This window comes from Azospirillum sp. UENF 111221 (genome assembly GCF_058780625.1).
On sequence record NZ_JBSNCH010000004.1, the window covers coordinates 103,563 to 123,245 of the forward strand.

14 protein-coding genes and 3 pseudogenes are annotated in these 19,683 nt (G+C 62.6%); 9 read left to right on the plus strand and 8 right to left on the minus strand.

Annotated features, from left to right (window positions below; genetic code table 11):
* Nucleotides 1-2: 2 nt before the first annotated feature.
* The 5 genes and pseudogenes from uvrC to ACWPN3_RS12550 form a co-directional block, all read right to left on the minus strand.
* Nucleotides 3-1,878, minus strand: a pseudogene (gene uvrC, locus ACWPN3_RS12530) (excinuclease ABC subunit UvrC).
* Nucleotides 1,879-1,976: 98 nt separating this feature from the next.
* Nucleotides 1,977-2,936, minus strand: a complete 960-nt coding sequence (locus ACWPN3_RS12535; RefSeq protein ID WP_492239687.1) for an AraC family transcriptional regulator — start codon at nt 2,934-2,936, stop codon at nt 1,977-1,979.
* 235 nt (nt 2,937-3,171) lie between these two features.
* Nucleotides 3,172-3,963 carry an EAL domain-containing protein gene (locus ACWPN3_RS12540; RefSeq protein ID WP_492239686.1) on the minus strand — a complete coding sequence of 264 codons (792 nt, stop codon included), beginning with the start codon at nt 3,961-3,963 and terminating at the stop codon, nt 3,172-3,174.
* Nucleotides 3,964-3,991: 28 nt separating this feature from the next.
* Nucleotides 3,992-5,563, minus strand: a complete 1,572-nt coding sequence (locus ACWPN3_RS12545; RefSeq protein WP_492261452.1) for a methyl-accepting chemotaxis protein — start codon at nt 5,561-5,563, stop codon at nt 3,992-3,994.
* Between the two features lie 1,466 nt (nt 5,564-7,029).
* Nucleotides 7,030-7,776, minus strand: a complete 747-nt coding sequence (locus tag ACWPN3_RS12550; RefSeq protein ID WP_492261453.1) for a GMP reductase — start codon at nt 7,774-7,776, stop codon at nt 7,030-7,032.
* A gap of 22 nt (nt 7,777-7,798) precedes the next feature.
* On the opposite strand from ACWPN3_RS12550, the gene ACWPN3_RS12555 reads away from it, so the two are divergent.
* Nucleotides 7,799-8,161 (plus strand): hypothetical protein, encoded by a 363-nt coding sequence (locus ACWPN3_RS12555; RefSeq protein WP_492261454.1) that lies wholly within the window; start codon nt 7,799-7,801, stop codon nt 8,159-8,161.
* Nucleotides 8,162-8,241: 80 nt separating this feature from the next.
* Here the strand turns inward: ACWPN3_RS12555 and ACWPN3_RS12560 are convergent, their stop codons facing one another.
* The 3 genes and pseudogenes from ACWPN3_RS12560 to ACWPN3_RS12570 form a co-directional block, all read right to left on the minus strand.
* Nucleotides 8,242-8,637 carry a hypothetical protein gene (locus tag ACWPN3_RS12560; protein WP_492261455.1) on the minus strand — a complete coding sequence of 132 codons (396 nt, stop codon included), beginning with the start codon at nt 8,635-8,637 and terminating at the stop codon, nt 8,242-8,244.
* A gap of 58 nt (nt 8,638-8,695) precedes the next feature.
* A pseudogene (locus ACWPN3_RS12565) lies at nt 8,696-8,980 on the minus strand (hypothetical protein); the annotation flags it as partial.
* A pseudogene (locus ACWPN3_RS12570) lies at nt 8,926-9,060 on the minus strand (DeoR family transcriptional regulator); the annotation flags it as partial. The pseudogenes ACWPN3_RS12570 and ACWPN3_RS12565, both read right to left, overlap by 55 nt.
* Before the next feature lie 322 nt (nt 9,061-9,382).
* On the opposite strand from ACWPN3_RS12570, the gene ACWPN3_RS12575 reads away from it, so the two are divergent.
* From ACWPN3_RS12575 to ACWPN3_RS12610, 8 genes are all read left to right on the plus strand, one after another.
* Entirely contained in the window at nt 9,383-11,587 is a 2,205-nt protein-coding gene (locus ACWPN3_RS12575; protein WP_492239683.1) for a methyl-accepting chemotaxis protein, read from the plus strand.
* A gap of 187 nt (nt 11,588-11,774) precedes the next feature.
* Nucleotides 11,775-13,346 (plus strand): glycerol-3-phosphate dehydrogenase, encoded by a 1,572-nt coding sequence (gene glpD / locus ACWPN3_RS12580; protein ID WP_492261456.1) that lies wholly within the window; start codon nt 11,775-11,777, stop codon nt 13,344-13,346.
* Nucleotides 13,343-14,446 (plus strand): ABC transporter ATP-binding protein, encoded by a 1,104-nt coding sequence (locus tag ACWPN3_RS12585; protein WP_109448382.1) that lies wholly within the window; start codon nt 13,343-13,345, stop codon nt 14,444-14,446. Before glpD ends, ACWPN3_RS12585 begins: the two co-directional genes overlap by 4 nt.
* 13 nt (nt 14,447-14,459) lie before the next feature.
* On the plus strand, nt 14,460-15,548 hold the full coding sequence (locus tag ACWPN3_RS12590; protein WP_492239681.1) for an ABC transporter ATP-binding protein: 1,089 nt from the start codon (nt 14,460-14,462) through the stop codon (nt 15,546-15,548).
* A gap of 14 nt (nt 15,549-15,562) precedes the next feature.
* Entirely contained in the window at nt 15,563-16,438 is an 876-nt protein-coding gene (locus ACWPN3_RS12595; protein ID WP_098735304.1) for a carbohydrate ABC transporter permease, read from the plus strand.
* Nucleotides 16,435-17,304: a carbohydrate ABC transporter permease gene (locus ACWPN3_RS12600; protein ID WP_492239680.1), complete on the plus strand. Its 870-nt coding sequence runs from the start codon at nt 16,435-16,437 to the stop codon at nt 17,302-17,304. Before ACWPN3_RS12595 ends, ACWPN3_RS12600 begins: the two co-directional genes overlap by 4 nt.
* Before the next feature lie 13 nt (nt 17,305-17,317).
* Nucleotides 17,318-17,596 carry a DUF2160 domain-containing protein gene (locus ACWPN3_RS12605; RefSeq protein ID WP_244592272.1) on the plus strand — a complete coding sequence of 93 codons (279 nt, stop codon included), beginning with the start codon at nt 17,318-17,320 and terminating at the stop codon, nt 17,594-17,596.
* Between the two features lie 131 nt (nt 17,597-17,727).
* Nucleotides 17,728-19,503, plus strand: a complete 1,776-nt coding sequence (locus ACWPN3_RS12610) for an ABC transporter substrate-binding protein (RefSeq protein ID WP_109448388.1) — start codon at nt 17,728-17,730, stop codon at nt 19,501-19,503.
* Nucleotides 19,504-19,683 lie beyond the last annotated feature (180 nt).

Consider the following 19,683-nt stretch of genomic DNA (forward strand, 5'->3'; position numbering starts at 1 on the left):
GTCTATCCGTGGAAATGCTCGTAGAGCTTCCGCGCGATGGTCTCGCTGATGCCGGGGGCGGCCTCCAGATCCTTCAGTCCGGCGGACGCGACGGCGGTGGCGCTGCCGAAATGATGCAGCAGGGCCTTCTTGCGGGCCGGGCCGATGCCGGGGATGCCGTCGATCCGGCTGTGCGAGATCGCCTTCATGCGGCGGGCACGGTGGCTGTCGATGGCGGTGCGGTGGGCTTCGTCGCGCAGCCTTTGCAGGAAATGCAGCACCGGATCGTTGGGCTCCAGGGTCAGCGGCGGCAGGCCGGGACGGAAGAAGCGCTCCCGTCCGGCATTGCGGTCCGGTCCCTTGGCGATGGCGACAAGCGGGATGTCGGTGATCTGAAGCATCGCCAGCTCGTCCTTCACCGCATTCAACTGCCCCAACCCGCCGTCGATCAGGACGAGGTCAGGCCATTGTCCGGAATCCCGGCCAGCCTCGTTGCTGCGGTGGAAGCGGCGGGTGAAGGTCTCGCGCAGCATGGCGTAATCGTTGCCGGCGGCCTCGGGATCACGGATGTAGAAACGGCGGTAGGCATTGCGCTGGAACCCCTCCGGCCCGGCCACCACCATGGCGCCGACCGGGAAGGATCCCTGGATGTGCGAGGTGTCGTAGATTTCGACCCGGCGCGGCGCGTCGGGCAGGCCGAAGACGCGCGCCACCCCCTCCAGCAGCGTCGCCTGGGTGGAGCGCTCTGCCAGCCGGCGGCCCAGCGCGTCACGGGCGTTGGTCTGCGCATGTTCGACCGCGCGGCGCTTGGGTCCGCGTTTCGGACATTCGACGGCGACGTGGCGCCCGGCGGACAGGCTCAGCGCTTCCTCGAGCAGTTCCGCTGACTCGACCGGGTCGCTCAGCAGCAGCAGGCCCGGCGGCGGGGTGTCGGCATAGAGCTGGGCGGCGAAGGCGGCCAGAATGTCGCCCGGCTCCTCCTCGGCATCCACGCGGGGGAAGAAGGCGCGGGTGCCCTGGTTGCGGCCGCCGCGGAAGAAGAAGACCTGGACGCAGGCCGCACCGCCGTCCCGGTGCAGGGCCAGCACGTCGGCATCGCCCAGCGTGTCCTCCAGATTGATGTCCTGGCGGCTTTGCAGTGCGGTCAGGGCGCGGATGCGGTCGCGCCAGCGGGCGGCGTCCTCATATTCCAGCCGGTCGGAACTGTCGAGCATGTGGCGGGCGAACTCCGCCTGCACCTCCGCGCTGCGACCGGACAGCACGTCGCGCACGCCCTGGACCTGGGCGGCGTAGTCCTCTTCGTCGACGCGGCCGACGCAGGGGGCGGAGCAGCGCTTGATCTGGTGTTGCAGGCAGGGCCGGGTGCGCGAGGCGAACACCCCGTCGTCGCAGGTGCGCAGCAAGAAGGCGCGTTGCAGGGCGGCGATGGTCATGCCGACCAGATGCGGCGAGGCGTAGGGGCCGAACAGGTCGGACTCTGCGGCGGTTGCCCTTTCCCGAGCTGCCGCGCCGCTCGGCGCTGCCGCGGTGATGCATCAGGCGAGGGAAGTCGTGTCCTTTTCCAATGACGATGTAGGAGAAGGAGCGGTCGTCCTTCACCAGGATGTTGAAGGGCGGCAGCAGGCTGCGGATCAGGTTCGCTTCCAGCAGGAGCGCCTCGGCCTCGGTGTGGGTGGTGACGAACTCCATGGAGCGGGTCAGCGACACCATCCGCCGGGTGCGGCCGGGCAGCCCGTCGGTCCGGGTGTAGCTGGCCACCCGCCGCTTCAGGTTCTTGGCCTTGCCGACATAAAGGACCGACCCGTCGGCCGCCAGCATCCGATAGACGCCGGGCGTGTCCGGAAGGGTCGGCAACTGGGCGCGGATCACGTCCGCTCCGCTGCCGGGCACCCCGTGCATAAGCTCCCTCGTTCCCGCAAAGCTCCGATTCGCCGCTCACTCAATCAGTAGAACGGAACGGGACCAAGAGACAAGAGTCGGACGAGGCTGCCGGGGCCTCATGCTCCGGTGCTTCTTTTGCGCCATTCGGTCGGAGGCATTCCGAAGGCCTTGCGGAATCGGGCGGTGAAATGGTCGGCATTCACGAAGCCGACAAGGAGAGCGATCTCCGCAACCGTCTTGGCGTCATATCTGCGGTCCTCCAGGAACGAACGGGCCCGGGCAAGGCGCATGCCGAGCAACTCCCGCATGAAGCTGTTGCCTGAAACGGTGAACACCGCATGGAGGGTTCGGACGGAAATTCCATGCTCGGCGGCAAAGCTTGTCGGGTTCAATGACGGATCGAACAGGCGGTCGCGCATATCCTGGCGAAGCCTTTCACGCAACGATCGTTGACTGCTGGTCAGGTGATCGATTTCGGGACCGATCGACAGGGCCAGCAGTCCGAGGACATGATCCGCAACGGTGCTGGGAGGGAGGGCAAGATGGTCGATGGTCCGTGGCGTGATCTCCCTCATCATGGATGCCAAAGCCCCGCCCCACCCGGTCGCCGTGGGCATTTCCTTCAGATGCAGGATGTCGGGATTGGGGATGATGGATTTCATGTAAGAAATGTCGAAATAGATCGCAGTGAAAACCAGTTCGCGGTCTGTAACAAAATGATAGGGAATTGAGTTCCCTCCGCAATAAATGCCTCCCCCCTTCCATGTGAGGTCACGGCCACCACAAGACACTTCTGCATTGCCATCCAATGTCATGGCAATGCAGATCGATTCTGAGCTATCCCTCGATATATAATAGGGAGTTCGGTCAACTTCATGAGAACCATTCAGACGAAAATGAGTCAGGGTTCCAAAATTAAATCCCTTGTAATCAACTTCCGCTTCAAACAGGTCGTCGTTTTTATAATTAATTTGCACATTGTAGCACGCGCTACCAACATGATCTGCCCAATATTCTTTTGCTTTATTTTGATTCAATCCTTTCGTGGTTAACTTCCGAAAGTTATCAGCGGTCATTGTCTTCCCCGTAAGCGCCTTTCGAAACTCAAGGGCCTATACAATCTATAAAGCTTTGATGAAAAAATTATGAAACTGACTTTTCTGTTGTTAAAAAATGCAATACCCATACAAAGTTTAACGATAATGAATGCCGCATTGTAAGCATTTTTATATAATTTTGAAATAGAAATTGTGAATCTTGTTGCGGTTTTGGTTTCAAAGCCACACAAGATATAGCCTTGGTGAGGTATCGTCAGTTCTTGGCATGGTGGTAATTCGAGAGAAGTCTCGTATAATCATCGAATTCAAGCGGAAAGGCAAGCAGATAGCCCTGACCGAATTGGCAGCCCGATGCCCGTAGCCAGTCCAATTGACATTGTGTTTCTATGCCCTCGGCAATTACCTTGAGATTAAGGGAATCTCCAAGTGTCACTATGGACCGGATGATCGCTTCATCTTCATATGTCCGGCCTATGCCGGAAATGAAGCTCCTGTCGATTTTGATCTCCGATGGGATGCGATGTTTGACATAGGAAAAGGACGAATATCCAATGCCAAAATCATCGACGGAAATTTTGATTCCGGCCTGTTTCATAGACTCCATTCGTGCCAAAGACACGGGATTGATTTCCAAAAGTGCACGTTCCGTAATTTCAACTATCAAAGAATGATGGGGAATGCCTGCATCCTCGACGCTTTGGACAAGCCCGTCGATGAAACCGGGGATACAGAAAGACAGGGGCGATATGTTGATGCTGATCGGTGGGAAATTGAGCGCGCACGCCTGCCATGCCTGGATCAGCGCAACAATCCGCCTGTAAACAAATCGATCCAGATCGACGATCAGGTTGGTCATTTCGGCAATGGGGATGAATTCGGCTGGCGACACTTCTCCCAGCCGCGGATGTCTCCACCGGACCAAAGCTTCCGTACCGATCAATCGACGACTGTCGTCCAGGGCGTATTGGGGTTGGAACACCATTCTCAGCCATTGGCTGGGGGTGGCGAGGGAATCCCGCAGGGCGTCGGCGATGGCGGTATGCATTTAGGGTCTACCTTGACTTCTTCGTTTTTCAGCGCGCCAGTATCTGCGCCGCATCCCTGGTCTTCAGCAGCGCATTGGCACTTTGACTGATGGCGGCCGAGATCTGGGCAATGTTGCCGGTGATCGTTTCGACGGCGATGGCTGCGCTCTGCATGTTGAAGGACATGTCGCGGGTCACGGCCGTCTGCTCTTCGACGGCGGACGCTGTGACCGATACGTTCTGGCGCACTGCCTCGATGGCGCTTGTGACCCCGTCGAGAGCGCAAACAACGTCATGCGACGTCGATCGGACTCTTTCGATTTCATGTCCGATCTGCTCGGTGGCTTTGGCTGCCTGGCCGGCCAAATTCTTCACCTCGTTGGCCACGACGGCAAAACCCTTGCCGGCTTCACCCGCGCGGGCGGCCTCTATGGTGGCGTTCAGGGCCAGAAGATTGATTTGCGCGGCGATCGATTGGATCAGGCCGAGGATGCTTCCCATATCGTCGGCTGTCTGGGCGAGGCGTTGCGCCGACGTGTCGGCGGAAAGGGTTTGCTCCACGGCGCGATCCGTGGCGGATTGGGATTTGACCATACTGTGTGAGATTTCGCCGATCGATGCAGACAGTTCTTCGGCGCTGGCGGCGACGGTTTGAACGTTGCCGAATGTTTGCCCCGCAGCCGATCCGACGGACAAGGCGAGAGAGTTGGATTGCGAGATTGCGGCTTCGATTTCGGTAAAATTCACATCGATCATTTTGTTGAGATCTGTCAGAAGTTTTATTTGGTCAGTGACATTGGTGGCAAACTTCACGACCTTGAAAGGAATGCCATTCAGGTCATAAATCGGATTATAGCTGGCTTCCAGCCAGATAATTCTATTTCCTTTTCCAATCCGTTTCCATTGTTTTGTTTGAAACTCTCCATTGCGAAGCTTTTCCCAAAAAACTTTGTATTCTGAATTTTCTCTGTGTCCATCTTCAACGAAAATGCTGTGATGCTTTCCTTCGATTTCTTGCAAACTATAACCAACTGTGGATAAAAAATTTTCATTGGCCGTGAGGATCGTTCCATCAAGATTGAATTCGATCACGGCCTGGGATTTTCTGATCGCATTGATCTGTCCAAGAAGATCGGCGTACTGCCGCTTCTGCGCGGTTACGTCCGTCGCATACTTGATCACCTTGCGGGGGGTGCCGTTCTTGCGCAAGACAGGGTTGTAGGACGCTTCAAGCCAGACTTCCCGACCGTCCTTGCCGATGCGTTTGAACTGCGTACGTATGAACTGGCCATTTTTCAACGTATTCCAGAAATCCTGGTATTGGGGGCTATCGCGGAAGGCTTTTTCCACGAACATGCTGTGATGTTTTCCTTTGATTTCTCCGAGGGTGTAGCCGACCGTTTCAAGGAAATTCCCATTGGCGGCCAGAATTGTCCCGTCCATATTGAATTCGATGACGGCTTGCGAGCGATCCAGTGATGCCAGAACCGCTTCGGCGTCACTTTTCTTTGACAACTGAGAAAACATGCGAGGCCCCTTTTGCTTATCGACCGGTAAGGCTTGGTTTTGCTCTCTGCCGGATATTGTGCCTGCGTCCATGGACGCCCTTTGCTGCTTCACTCAACCCTGTCCGTCCGCGTGACATCAAGAGTATGCAGATGCTCGGTCAAGGCGGCTGAGACTGTGCTTCAGGTCCGCCGGAAACAAGACGGTGGTCAGGGTTGGGGCCTGTATTGTGCAATCCCGATGCGGGAGCGGGATTTTCCGATACTACCGCCCTGTATTCTTCTTAGAAACCAGAAATGACTTTTCTGCATGTCTTTTAGTCTTTCCGCCTGACGCCATCGGCACAGCCAGTATGTTCTTCCGAGAAATTGATATTCCAGTCTTTTGGTCCAGAAATCATCCAAATGTATGGTTTCCGCGCTGAAGGAATGTGTTTCATGCACTGGCAAAAAGGGCGCTTTAAAATAGTGCAAAAGAACTATCATATGATGAAGGTATGATTCATTATCCACTAAGTTAAATTCCGTAATTATGTTTTTTACAGCGCTTATTTTATTGCTGATGTGCTTCGAAATTTGTTAATAAGAACTATTCAAAATTATGACGGGTTGGATTGGCGAATTTTCAGCGGCGGGGCCGACGCATGGTGCGTTTCTAAAAGAGGTCTTCGGCCTTCGATTGGGGGAGCAGGATTGCGGTGATATGCGCTCTCAGGATAGCGGAGATTCGCATGTGTCGTGCTCGGCGGCATCGCCGTCCCACTACGCTTCAAATATCAAACAGGCTCTTGAGTGCGCTTCATTGACACTCAAAGAGCATTTTCTGGCCGGAGACCGTGCTTTGAACCGACCCCGATTCCAGGTGACCCGAAGCCACTCTGTCGCACCCTATGGATCGTGAGGCGGCTTATGATATAAATAGCGGATTCAATTCATGAACTTTATTGTTCGCTGGCTGGGTGACCAATTTTTTCAAAAAGGTACTTTCCAGATTTGATATTGCGGACATTTATACTGTATAGGTAGTTTTTTCCTTTTAAGAAGCTGTCTATAAAAAAGGCAATTTCCTTCAAGGAGTATTCCGAAGATTCTTCTGGTTCATCGGATGAAATTACGCACTCTGATGTAGTATTCCATGTGGTTTCCGCTCATACACTGAAAAAGTTATTGGCCTTTCAAGGCCATGCAGGTTCCTGTCCATTTTTTGAACAGGATCGATTGTTTCTTTTGAGGATTTACATCCCTGCCTCCATCTGGTGTTCGCAACGTTCATTGCTGCCGATCTCATTGTTGCTGATATGTCAGGGCAAATCATTCAAATGTACGATGTCTGCGCTGACCGGATGTGTTTCGTGCGTTGAGAGAAAGTGGGATGTTGGAAGGCCCGGCAATAGCCGTCTCAAATGAAACCATTCGAGGTTCTGCTTGTATGGAAAACCAGAAGATATGGTTCCGTCCGTTTGTTGCAGGATGTACGGAACCATAGCTTCGAGCTCGGCAATCCGAGCGGCGCCTCTGCCCGGGTGCAATTCTCAGGCGATCCAAACTGGAAGTTCGCTGCGGCGAGCTCCCGGAGGCCGGTCAGCCTCCGAAGACGGTATTCAACTGGGCGCCGACGCGGACGAAGGTGGTGCGCTTGGGCACTTCCTTCAGCCGGGTGGCGCCGATGTAGGTCATCATGCTGCGCACGCCGCCCATGATCTCCTGCATCGTGTTCTCCACCGGGCCGCGATAAGGGACATCCACGGTCTTGCCTTCCGACGCACGGTAGGAGGCGACGCCCCCCGAATATTTGTGCATCGCGGTGTCCGACGACATGCCGTAGAAGGTCATGGCGACAGGCACCCGGTTGCCGTCCCGGTCCTCGTAGCGGATCTCGCCCTCGCACTCGTCATGGCCGGCCAGCATGCCGCCCAGCATGACGAAGTCGGCGCCGGCGCCGTAAGCCTTGGAGATGTCGCCCGGCACGGTGCAGCCGCCGTCGCCGCAAACCTGTCCCTTCAGCCCGTGGGCGGCGTCGGCGCATTCGATGATGGCCGACAGCTGGGGATAGCCGACGCCGGTCATCTTGCGGGTGGTGCAGACCGAACCCGGCCCGATGCCGACCTTGACGATGTCGGCGCCGGCCAGCAGCAGCGCCTCCGTCATATCGCCTGTGACGACGTTGCCGGCCATGATGACGGCCTCCGGATTCTCCTGGCGGAGGCGGGAGATCACCTCGACGAAGCGCTCGGTATAGCCGTTGGCGACGTCCAGGCAGATCTTGCCCACCGGCGCCTTGGCCTTCACCGCCAGGAACTTGTCGTGGTCGGCCTCGGCGATGCCCATCGAGTAGAAGACGTTGGACAGGGTGGCCGATTTCAGCCTCGGCCCGGAAGAAGTCGGCCAGCTCGTCAGCCTTGTAATGCTTGTGCAGGGCGGTCATCGCGCCGAAGCGCGACAGCGCACGGGCCATGCCCATGCTGCCGGTGACGTCCATGTTGGCGGCGATCAGCGGGAAGCCGGTCCAGTCGCGCTGGGTGTGCAGGAAGGTGAAGGTCCGGTTGACGTCCACGTCGTTGCGGCTCTGCAGCGTGCTGCGTTTCGGCCGGATCAGCACATCCTTGAAGTCGAGCTTGAGGTCGCTTTCGATGATCACCGCACACCTGCTCATCTCTGTTCGGTGGGCCAACCGCTTTTCACAAGGCCCAACACCACAGAGTGGAGGCGATGATGCGGTTCGGCAAGCGGCGTTGGGGCTGCGGTGAGGGGTGCCGCGTTTGAAGCTGTTTCGCCGAAACGAGGGGTATCCGCCTACTCCTCCGCCTCCTCCCCATCGCCGTTGGCCGCGTCGCTGCCGTCGGCGACATGCACCTGGCAGTCGGCGTTGCTCAGCACCTCCATCAACTCGGCCGGCGGCAGGCGGTCGGTGAACAGCGCGTCGAGCACGCTGACGTCGGCCATGCGGATCATGGCGTTGCGGCCGAACTTGGTGTGGTCGGTGACCAGGAAGACCCGGCGCGAGCTTTCGATGATGGCGCGGGCGACGCGGACCTCCTGCTCGTCGTAATCCAGCAGGTCGCCTTCGCTGTCGATGCCGCTGATGCCGATGATGCCGATGTCCACCTTGTAGCGGCGGATGAACTCCACCGTCGCCTCGCCGATGATGCCGCCGTCGCGCTCGCGCACGAGGCCGCCGGCGATGGACAAGGCGAAGTTCGTGTTCTTGTGCAGGACTGGTGGCGACGTTCAGGTTGTTGGTCAGCACCCGCAGCCGCTTGTGGCCGAGCAGGGCCTGGGCCACCGCCTCCGTCGTCGTGCCGATGTTGAGGAACAGCGAGGCGTCCTCCGGCACATGGCGGGCGACCAGTTCGGCGATGGGCGGCGCTTCTCCTCCGCCATCAGGGTCTGGCGGGTGGAGTAGGCGATGTTCTCCACGCTGGACGGCACGGTGACGCCGCCGCGGAAGCGCCGGACGGCCGACTGGCCGGCCAGATGCTCGATGTCGCGGCGGATGGTCTGCGGCGTGACGTCGAAATGTTCGGCCAGCCATTGGATCTGCACCATGCCTTTGGCATGGACCAGGGCCACGATTTCCTGCTGGCGGCGTTCGGCGTCCAGGCGCGCATCCATCGGTGGGCTGTCTCCGGTCTCGAAAGGGGGGCGCTGAGTGAATCAGATGCGCGCGATGGGTCAAAGCGAAAAGGCGACGGTTCCGGCGCCCGGCTGGAGTTGCGGCACCGTACGCCGGATATTGTTCGTAGCACAAGCATGTTTCTTTACGAAAATGAACGCGCATGCTATGACAGGATCCACGCGGTTCCGATGTCTGGCCGATGCCGTCAGCCCGATCAGGGTTTGCCGCGACTGACGGCTGTCGCCGCCATCCTTCAAACTTGTCGCGACGCTCAACGGTCCGGCCTGCCGACATAAAGATAACGTATAGGAGAGGAATATGACGCAACTGACGCCAGCCGGGGGGCGGCGGGGTGTTCGGCTCGGCATTCAGGGGCGGCTGTTTCTGGCCTTCGGCGGGGTGGCGATGCTCGCCGCCTTCGCCAGCGTGATGGCATGGTGGTCGCTGACCGAGACCGGACGGTCGATGGACCAGATCGGCCGCAGCAGCGTGCCGGCCATCGTCCGCTCGCTCAATCTGGCGAAGGACAGCACCGCGATCGCCGCCGACGCGCCTGCGGTGGCGGCCTCGCGCGATGCGGCGGAACTGACGGAGCGGATGGATGGCCTGACCAGGCGGCTGGCGGCCCTGCGCGACCGCATCGGGGCGATGCGCAGCCAGTCCGGCGGAGGAAATGGCGGGCCGGCCGGCGGTATGGAGGCCGGCGGCATGGCCGCGGATGCGGATGCGGTCGCCAAGCTGCTGGAGCGCATGGGGGCGGCACTCGACACGCTGGGCAAGCGCACCGCCGAACGGCTGGCGATGGAGGAGAAGCTCAACACGCTGGTTGCCGACGCGGTGATGGCGCACGAGGACTTCACCGATCTGGTGGCGCCGCTGCTGGAGGTGTCGACCCTGTCGGTCAACAATGTGGTGGGCGATCTGGCCGCCGCGCAGGCGGTCGAAACCGCAACCGGGCTGGGCCGCCGGCTGGCGCAGGAGGAACTGCCGGTCATCACCCAGCTGATGAACGTGCAGGCCAACGGCAACCTCGCCTTCGGCATGATCGCCGCCGCCTCCAGCGTGCCGCATGGGGCGACGCTGAACAACATCCGGTCGAAGTACAATTGGGCGCTGCTGCGCGTCGACAACGCCATCGGCGCCTTGCCGAAGGACAACCAGGACCGGCCGTCGCTGGTCAAGGCGCGCGATGGGCTCGCCGCTTTCGGCGGCGGCGCCGGCAGCGTCTTCCGCCTGCGCGACGAGCAGGCGCGCATCACCGCCGACATCGAAAGCGCGCTGGCCGAGACGGTGCGGCTGACCGCCGACCTGAACGGCACCATCGATGCGGTGGTCGCGCACCAGCAGGAGCGCACCGATGCCGATGTGACGCGGACCGAAACGGCGATTTCCGGTGCGGTCGCGGTGCAGGGCGGGGCTGCGGCGGTCGTGGTGCTGTCGAGCCTGCTGACCGCCTGGTTCTATGTCCGCAACCGGCTGACCCGGCGGCTGATGCGGGTGATCGACGCCATGCGCGCCGTGGCCGGCGGCGATCTGGCCGTCGACGCCGCGGTCGGCGGGCGCGATGAGATCGCCGAGATGGCGGGGATCGTCGGCGTCTTCCGCGACAAGAGTGCCGAGATCGCCCGCTTGCAGGAGGACCAGGACGCGATGAAGCAGGCGGCCGACGCCGAGCGGTCGCGCACCATCCAGTCGATCACCGCGAGCATCGAGGCCAGCGTGAAGGAGGCGTCCCGTCACATCAGCACCGCATCGGCCGATATGCGCGAGGCTTCGGAGGGGATGTCCACCACCGCCGAGCAGACCTGCCGCCGGATGACCGACGTGCGGTCGGCGGTCGCCGACACCGCGACGAACGTGCAGACGGTGGCCGCCACCGCCAGCCAGCTTTCCGCCTCCATCGGCGAGATCACGCGGCGGGTCGGCGATTCCAGCCAGATCGCCCGCAGTGCCGTGGCGGAGGCGCGCAGCACCAACGACCTGATGGTTGAACTCGCGGCCGCCGCGCAGAAGATCGGCGACGTGGTCGGCATGATCAACGCCATCGCCGGACAAACCAACCTGCTGGCCCTGAACGCCACCATCGAGGCGGCACGGGCGGGCGAGGCCGGGCGCGGCTTCGCCGTGGTGGCGGAGGAGGTGCGCAGCCTTGCCGGCCAGACCGCCAAGGCGACGGAGGAGATCGCCCAGCAGGTCCAGGCGGTGCGCACGACGGCGCAGGGAGCGGTGTCGGCCATCGACGACATCGGCCGCACCATCAGCCGCATCGACGAGATCACCGCGATGGTCGCCGCCGCGGTCGAGGAGCAGTCCGCCGCCACCGACGAAATCGCGCGCAGCATCAACCACGCCTCCGACGCGGTGCAGAGCATCGCCGACACGGTGGTTTCGGTTGACGATGCGGTGAACCGCACCGGCAGCGCCGCCGCCCAGGTGGTGGACGCCACCCGCGCGCTTTCGCAACGGTCCGAAAGCCTGAGCGAGGATATCGACCGCCTGCTGGGCCGCATCCGCGCGGCGTGAGCCTGGTGCGGGGAGGGGAGCCGGATCAGCCTTATTTCCGATAGGAAAGACGCTCGATCCGGCGTAGCCTCAGAAACATGGTCCGCTGAACAAACATTTTCCTTTTCAAACGCGAACGAACATTCTATGTTCCGAAACGAAAGCGGCCGGGTTCGAGAAGGAACCGCCGCGGTACGGAGAGGAACCCATGGCAAACGAGTCCGCGGTTACCGACCTTCTGATCGTCGGCGGCGGCGTCAACGGGGCGGGCATCGCCCGCGACGCGGTCGGGCGCGGGATGTCGGTGGTGCTGTGCGAACAGGGCGACCTTGCGTGCGCCACCTCGTCGGCCAGCACCAAGCTGATTCACGGCGGCCTGCGCTATCTCGAATATTACGAATTCCGTCTGGTGCGCGAGGCGCTGCAGGAGCGCGAGGTGCTGCTGCGCGCTGCGCCGCACATCATCTGGCCGCTGCGCTTCGTCCTGCCGCACGACAGCAGCATGCGCCCGGCCTGGATGGTCCGCATCGGCCTGTTCCTTTACGATCATCTGGGAAAGCGCAAGCTGCTGCCGGGCTCGCACGGTGTCGACCTGACCAGTGCGCCGGCGGGAAAGCCGCTGGCGGGCGGCTTCACCAAGGCGTTTGAATATTCCGATTGCTGGGTCGAGGACAGCCGGCTGGTCGTGCTGAACGCGATGGACGCGCGGGCCCGCGGTGCGGAGATCCTGACCCGCACCCGTTGCGAGAAGGCCGAACGGAAGGGCGGCCTGTGGGAAGCGACGCTGGTCGACACCTACACCGGAGCCACCCGCACCGTCCGTGCCCGTGCGCTGGTCAATGCCGCCGGCCCCTGGGTGCGCGAGATGATCGCCAAGCGCACCGGCGTCACCGTCGACAAGTCGGTCCGTCTGGTCAAGGGCAGCCACATCGTCGTGCCGAAGATGTTCGACGGCGACCATGCCTACATCTTCCAGAACGATGACCGGCGCATCGTCTTCGCCATCCCGTACGAGCGCGATTTCACCCTGATCGGCACCACCGACCTCGATTATTCGGGCGACCCCGGCTTGGTGGCGATCTCCCTGAGGAAATCGCCTACATGTGCCGGGCGGTGTCGCGCTACTTCGCCAAGCCGGTGCGCGAGAGCGACGTGGTGTGGACCTACAGCGGCGTCCGGCCGCTGTTCGACGATGCCAGCGGCAACGCCTCGGCCGTCACCCGCGACTATGTGCTGGAGATGGACGAGCCGGCCGGCGACGCGCCGATGCTGTCGATCTTCGGCGGCAAGATCACCACCTTCCGCCGGCTGGCGGAGGAGGCGACGGAAAAGCTTCGGCAAGGCGCTGGGCAAGGGCGGCATCACCTGGACCGCCGACGTGGCGCTTCCCGGCGGCGACATCGCCAACGCCGATTTCGCCGGCTTCCTGGCGGGGCTGAAGCGCAGCCGGCCCTGGCTGCCCGATGCGCTGGCCCTGCGGCTGGCGCGCGCCTACGGCACGCGGGTCGAGCGGCTGCTGGGCGACGCCAAGGGGCTGGACGATCTGGGCATCGATTTCGGGGGCGGCGTCTTTGAGGCCGAACTCGACTATGCCGCGCGGGAGGAGTTCGCCATGACCGGCGACGACTTCCTGTGGCGGCGCTCCAAACTTGGGCTGCACCTGGACGCGAATGTCCGGGAGGCCATCGGCGGCTGGTTCGACCGGCGCCGCGAAGCAACGGCCAACAGGGGTACGGGCGGCGATACCGCCACCCTGCGGTCGATGGGAGGAACGCGGTGACACTCACACTGGAAGGCGTGGCGAAGCGCGTCGGCGCCGAGCAGCATCTCCACCCGCTGTCGCTGGAGCTGCAACCCGGCAGCTTCAACGTGCTGCTGGGGCGGACGCTGGCCGGCAAGACGACGCTGATGCGGCTGATGGCCGGGCTGGATGCGCCGACCGCCGGGCGCGTGCTGGAGAACGGCAAGGACGTGACCGGCACATCGGTGCGCCATCGCGACGTGGCGATGGTCTATCAGCAGTTCATCAATTATCCGGCGATGACGGTCTTCGAGAACATCGCCTCGCCGCTGCGCCGCCAGGGCAAGGACAAGGCGGAGATCGACGCCAAGGTGCGGCGGACCGCCGCCATGCTGCGGATCACGCCGTATCTCGACCGGCTGCCGGCCGAACTGTCGGGCGGCCAGCAGCAGCGCTGCGCCATCGCGCGGGCCCTGGTGAAGGGGGCCGGCCTGCTTCTGCTCGACGAGCCGCTGGTCAACCTCGACTACAAGCTGCGCGAGGAGCTGCGCGCCGAACTGCGCGAGATCTTCGCCGACGGCAAGACCACCGTTGTTTACGCCACCACCGAACCGCAGGAGGCGCTGATCCTCGGCGGCAACGTCACGGTGCTGCATGAGGGGCGGATGTTGCAGACCGGGGCGACCGGCGAGGTGTTCCACACGCCGGCCTCGCTGGAATGCGCCCAGGTGTTCAGCGACCCGCCGATGAATGTGGTGGACGCGATCCTGACCAACGACCGCGTGGCGCTGTCGGACGGAACAAGCCTGCCGCTGTCCGCCCACGACCGCAACCTGCCGGCCGGTCCCTGCAAGGTCGGCATCCGCGCCAACCACCTGACGGTGCTGCGGCGGAACGAGCGGCTGGTGCCGGTCAAGGGAAAGGTCGCCCTGTCGGAGATCAGCGGGTCGGAGACCTTCGTCCATCTGCGCCACGGCGACAGCACGCTGATCGCGCGGGAGGAGGGGGTGCACAGCCACCCGATCGGCAGCGACATCCAGGTCTATGCCGATCCCGACCGCATCTTCGTCTTCTCCGCAGCCGGGCAGCTGGTGGCGGCACCCAACTGGCGGCGCGGCGCGCTGCGCAACATCGCTTAAGGGGGCGGGAGCGATGGCGACCATCCAATTCGACAATCTCGGCCACTCCTATCACCCGCACCCCAGCAAGCCCGAGGACTACGCGCTCCGCCGCCTGTCGCAGGAGTGGGAGGACGGCAAGGCCTATGCGCTGCTGGGGCCGTCCGGCTGCGGCAAGTCCACGCTGCTGAACATCATCTCCGGCCTGCTGGTGCCCAGCGAGGGGCGGGTGCTGTTCGATGGGCTGGACGTGACCCGCTGCACGCCTGAAGAGCGCAACATCGCCCAGGTGTTCCAGTTCCCGGTCATCTACGACACCATGACGGTGTACGAGAATCTCGCCTTCCCGCTGCGCAACCGCAAGGTTCCGGCGGCGGACGTCGACCGCCGCGTGCGGCAGGTGGCCGAGGCGCTGGATCTGACCGCCGATCTGAAGAAGCGCGCCCAGCGGCTGACGCCGGACGCCAAGCAGAAGATTTCCATGGGCCGCGGTCTGGTGCGGTCGGACGTGGCGGCCATCCTGTTCGACGAGCCGCTGACCGTCATCGACCCGCACACCAAATGGATCCTGCGCCGCAAGCTGCGCCAGATCCATGAGGAATACCGCCTGACCATGATCTACGTGACCCACGACCAGGTGGAGGCGCTGACCTTCGCCGACAAGGTCGCGGTGATGTACGAAGGCGCCATGGTCCAGCTCGGCACCCCGCAGGAGCTGTTCGAGAACCCCGAGCACACCTTCGTCGGCTATTTCATCGGCAGCCCCGGCATCAACCTGATGCCCTGCACGCTGGGCAGCGACCATGCGCTGGTCGACGGCATCGCCATTCCGCTGCCCGACCGCGCCGTGTCGTCGGCCGGCGGCCGGGTGGGCGGCAAGTTCGAACTGGGCATCCGGCCGGAATTCCTGGAGCTGACCCGCAGCGGCAATGCCGGCGCCATCCCGGTGCAGGTCACCGGTGTGGACGATCTCGGCACCTCCAAGCTGGCGACGGTGCGGTTGAACAATCACACCTTGAAGGTTCGGCTGAGCGAGGAACAGGAGATCCCGGCGCTGGACGCCGCCATACGTTTCCCCACCCGGTGGACCAAGCTCTACCGCGACAGCCATCTGATCGGTTGAGGAGGCACGAAGCCATGGATAAGGTCCAGGACAACCGGGCTTGGTTCCTGATCATCCCGGTCTTTCTGATCGTCGCCTTCAGTGCGGTGATCCCGCTGATGACGGTGGTCAATTATTCGGTGCAGGAGATCTTCGGCCCAGGCCAGACTTTCTTCGTCGGCACCGAATGGTTCGAGGCGGTGCTGAAGGACGAGCGGCTGCACGACGCGCTGGTCCGCCAGATCGTCTATTCGCTGGCGGTGCTGGCCATCGAAATCCCCTTGGGCATCCTGATCGCGCTCGGCATGCCCGGCGGTCGCAGCGCTAAGACGTCGCTGACGCTGGTGCTGCTGGCCCTGCCGCTGCTGATCCCGTTCAACGTGGTCGGCACCATCTGGCAGATCTTCGGCCGCGGCGACATCGGCCTCCTGGGCGCCACCTTCCGCGCCATCGGCATCGACTACAACTACACCAACAATTCGGCCCATGCCTGGGTGACGGTGCTGGTGATGGATGTCTGGCACTGGACCAGCCTGGTGGCCCTGCTGTGCTACGCCGGCCTGCAGTCGATCCCGCCGGCCTTCTATCAGGCGGCCAAGATCGACGGCGCCTCGAAATGGGCGGTGTTCCGCTACATCCAGCTGCCGAAGATGCGCGGCGTCCTGATCATCGCGGTGCTGCTGCGCTTCATGGACAGCTTCATGATCTACACCGAGCCGTTCGTGCTGACCGGCGGCGGTCCCGGCAACTCCACCACCTTCCTCAGCCAGTATCTGACGCAGATGGCGGTGGGTCAGTTCGACATCGGCAAGGCTGCGGCCTTCTCCATCGTCTACTTCCTGATCGTGCTGCTGTTCAGCTTCATCTTCTACACCATCATCACCCGCACCGGCGAGGGAGAGAAGAAATGAGCAAGGCTGCGGTTCTCGCTCCCGGTTCGCTGGCGATGCCGGCCAACATCCGCCGGTCTTCCGCGCGGGTATCCAAAAGGACGATCATTCTCGTCTGCTATGTTGTCTTCCTCATGCTGCCCATCTACTGGATGGTCAACATGTCCTTCAAGACGAACGAGGAGATCCTGTCGGGCCTGACGCTGTACCCGCACAACCCGACGCTGCGCAACTACGCCATCATCTTCACCGATCCCAGCTGGTACAGCGGCTACATCAACTCGATCTATTATGTGACGCTGAACACCATCATCTCGCTGACGGTGGCGCTGCCGGCGGCCTACGCCTTCTCGCGTTACCGCTTCATCGGCGACAAGCACGTCTTCTTCTGGTTGCTGACCAACAAGATGGCGCCGCCGGCCGTGTTCCTGCTGCCCTTCTTCCAGCTCTACCAGACGGTCGGTCTGTTCGACACGCACATCGCCGTGGCGCTGGCCCACTGCCTCTTCAACGTGCCGCTGGCGGTCTGGATCCTGGAAGGCTTCATGTCGGGCGTGCCGCGCGAGATCGACGAGATGGCCTACATCGACGGCTACAGCTTCCCGCGCTTCTTCGGCACGGTGTTCCTGCCGATGATCCGGGCTGGCGTCGGCGTCACCGCCTTCTTCTGCTTCATGTTCAGCTGGGTCGAGCTTCTGCTGGCCCGCACGCTGACCTCGGTCGATGCCAAGCCGATCGCCGCCACCATGACCCGCACCGTCAGCGCGTCGGGCATGGACTGGGGTCTGCTGGCCGCCGCCGGCGTGCTGACCATCCTGCCGGGCGCGCTCGTGATCTGGTTCGTCCGCAACTACATCGCCAAGGGCTTCGCCCTGGGCCGCGTCTGAGGGAGATCGCGTCATGGATATGGACTGGATGGCGTGGACCACGCCGACCGCGATCTTCTTCCTGTGCATCGCCCTGATGCTGGCCGGCATGACGGTCTGGGAGGTGGTGTCGCCGACGGTGGAGGCCAAGGGCTTCCTGCCGATGCGCACCACCCGAGGCGACCGCCTGTTCATCGGCCTGCTCGGCAGTGCCTTCATCCATCTGGGGTGGCTCGCCGCGACCGACGCGTCGCTGTGGGGCGCCTCTGCGGTCGCGCTGGTCTGGATCGCCCTGGTCATCCGCTTCGGCTGAGGGAAAACAGAGTTTTCAAGGAATTCGTCACTGCCGCCAAGACGGCATCTGACGAGGTGAGCGGCAGTTTCCGCCGGTAAGAGCAATACGAAACGTCAACCCGACATCAAGTCGATCAAGTGGGAGGAAGCATGCTTCAGCAACAGACTTCGCGTCGTTCTCTGCGGCGCCGCCTGACCGGGGCCGTGATGGCCGGTGGCATCGGCGTTCTGCTGGCGATGGCCTCGGCCGGCCCGTCCGCCGCCATGACGCCGGACCAGGAAGCCGTCGCCAAGCGCATCATCGAGGAACTCCAGCCCTCCACGCTGTCCAAGGACGAGCAGATGAAGGAGCTGGAGTGGTTCGTGAAGGCCGCCGAGCCCTACAAGGGGATGGAGATCAACGTCGTCTCCGAAACGCTGACGACGCACGAGTTCGAATCGAAGACGCTGGCCAAGCTGTTCAGCGAGCTGACCGGGATCAAGCTGAAGCACGACCTGATCCAGGAAGGCGACGTCATCGAGAAGCTGCAGACGCAGATGCAGTCGGGCCGCAACGTCTATGACGCCTACGTCAACGACAGCGACCTGATCGGCACCCATGTCCGCTACGGCCAGGCCATCGCGCTGTCCGACTTCATGGGCGGCGAAGGCAAGGACGTGACCCTGCCGACGCTGGACGTGAAGGACTTCATCGGCACCAGCTTCACCACCGGTCCGGACGGCAAGCTCTACCAGCTGCCCGACCAGCAGTTCGCCAACCTCTACTGGTTCCGCGCCGACTGGTTCGCCCGTCCCGACCTGAAGGAGAAGTTCAAGGCCAAGTACGGCTACGACCTGGGGGTCCCGCTCGACTGGTCGGCCTACGAGGACATCGCCGAGTTCTTCACCAACGACGTGAAGGAAATCGACGGCGTCCGCGTCTACGGCCACATGGATTACGGCAAGAAGGACCCGTCGCTCGGCTGGCGCTTCACCGACGCCTGGCTGTCGATGGCCGGCGCCGGCGACAAGGGCCTGCCGAACGGCAAGCCGGTGGACGAGTGGGGCATCCGCGTCGAGGGCTGCCGCCCGGCCGGCGCCTCGGTCGCCCGCGGCGGCGACACCAATGGCCCGGCCGCCGTCTATTCGCTGGTCAAGTACATCGACTGGCTGAAGAAGTACGCGCCGCCGGAAGCCGCCGGCATGACCTTCTCCGAAGCCGGCCCGGTTCCTGCCCAGGGCAACGTCGCCCAGCAGATCTTCTGGTACACCGCCTTCACCGCCGACATGACGAAGCCGGGCCTGCCGGTGGTCAACGCCGACGGCACGCCCAAGTGGCGCATGGCCCCCTCGCCGCACGGTCCGTACTGGGAGCAGGGCATGAAGCTCGGCTACCAGGACGTGGGCTCCTGGACGCTGCTGAAGTCCACCCCGGCCGAGCGCCGCAAGGCGGCGTGGCTCTACGCCCAGTTCACCGTGTCGAAGACCGCGTCGCTGAAGAAGACGCTGGTCGGCCTGACGCCGATCCGCGAAAGCGACATCAAGTCCGACGCGATGACCCAGGTGGCCCCGAAGCTGGGCGGTCTGGTCGAGTTCTACCGCAGCCCGGCCCGCGTCGCCTGGACGCCGACCGGCACCAACGTGCCGGACTATCCGAAGCTGGCCCCGCTGTGGTGGCAGAACATCGCCGAAGCCGTGACGGGTGAGCGCACCCCGCAGCAGGCGATGGACAATCTTGCCGAGCAGATGGAGCAGGTGCTGGCCCGCATGGAGCGTGCCAACATCGGCGGCGAGTGCGCGCCGAAGCTGAACCCGAAGAAGGACGCCAAGGAGTGGTTCGCTGCCCCCGGCGCCCCGAAGGCCAAGCTCGACAACGAGAAGCCCAAGGGCCAGACCATCGCCTATGACGACCTGCTGAAGGCGTGGAAGGAAGGCCGCGCCCAGTAACGGGCTGGCGGAACGGTTCTCCTCCTGGCGCTTCGTCCTGGTTGGGCCAGGGGTAAACTGTGGGGCGGCGGCATGCTGCCGCCCCACTTTTATCTTCGATCACCTTGCTATTCCCTCTCCCCCGCTCACGCGCAAACGAAGTTTGCGGGGGAGAGGGGGAGACGCGCGATAATTGAATAA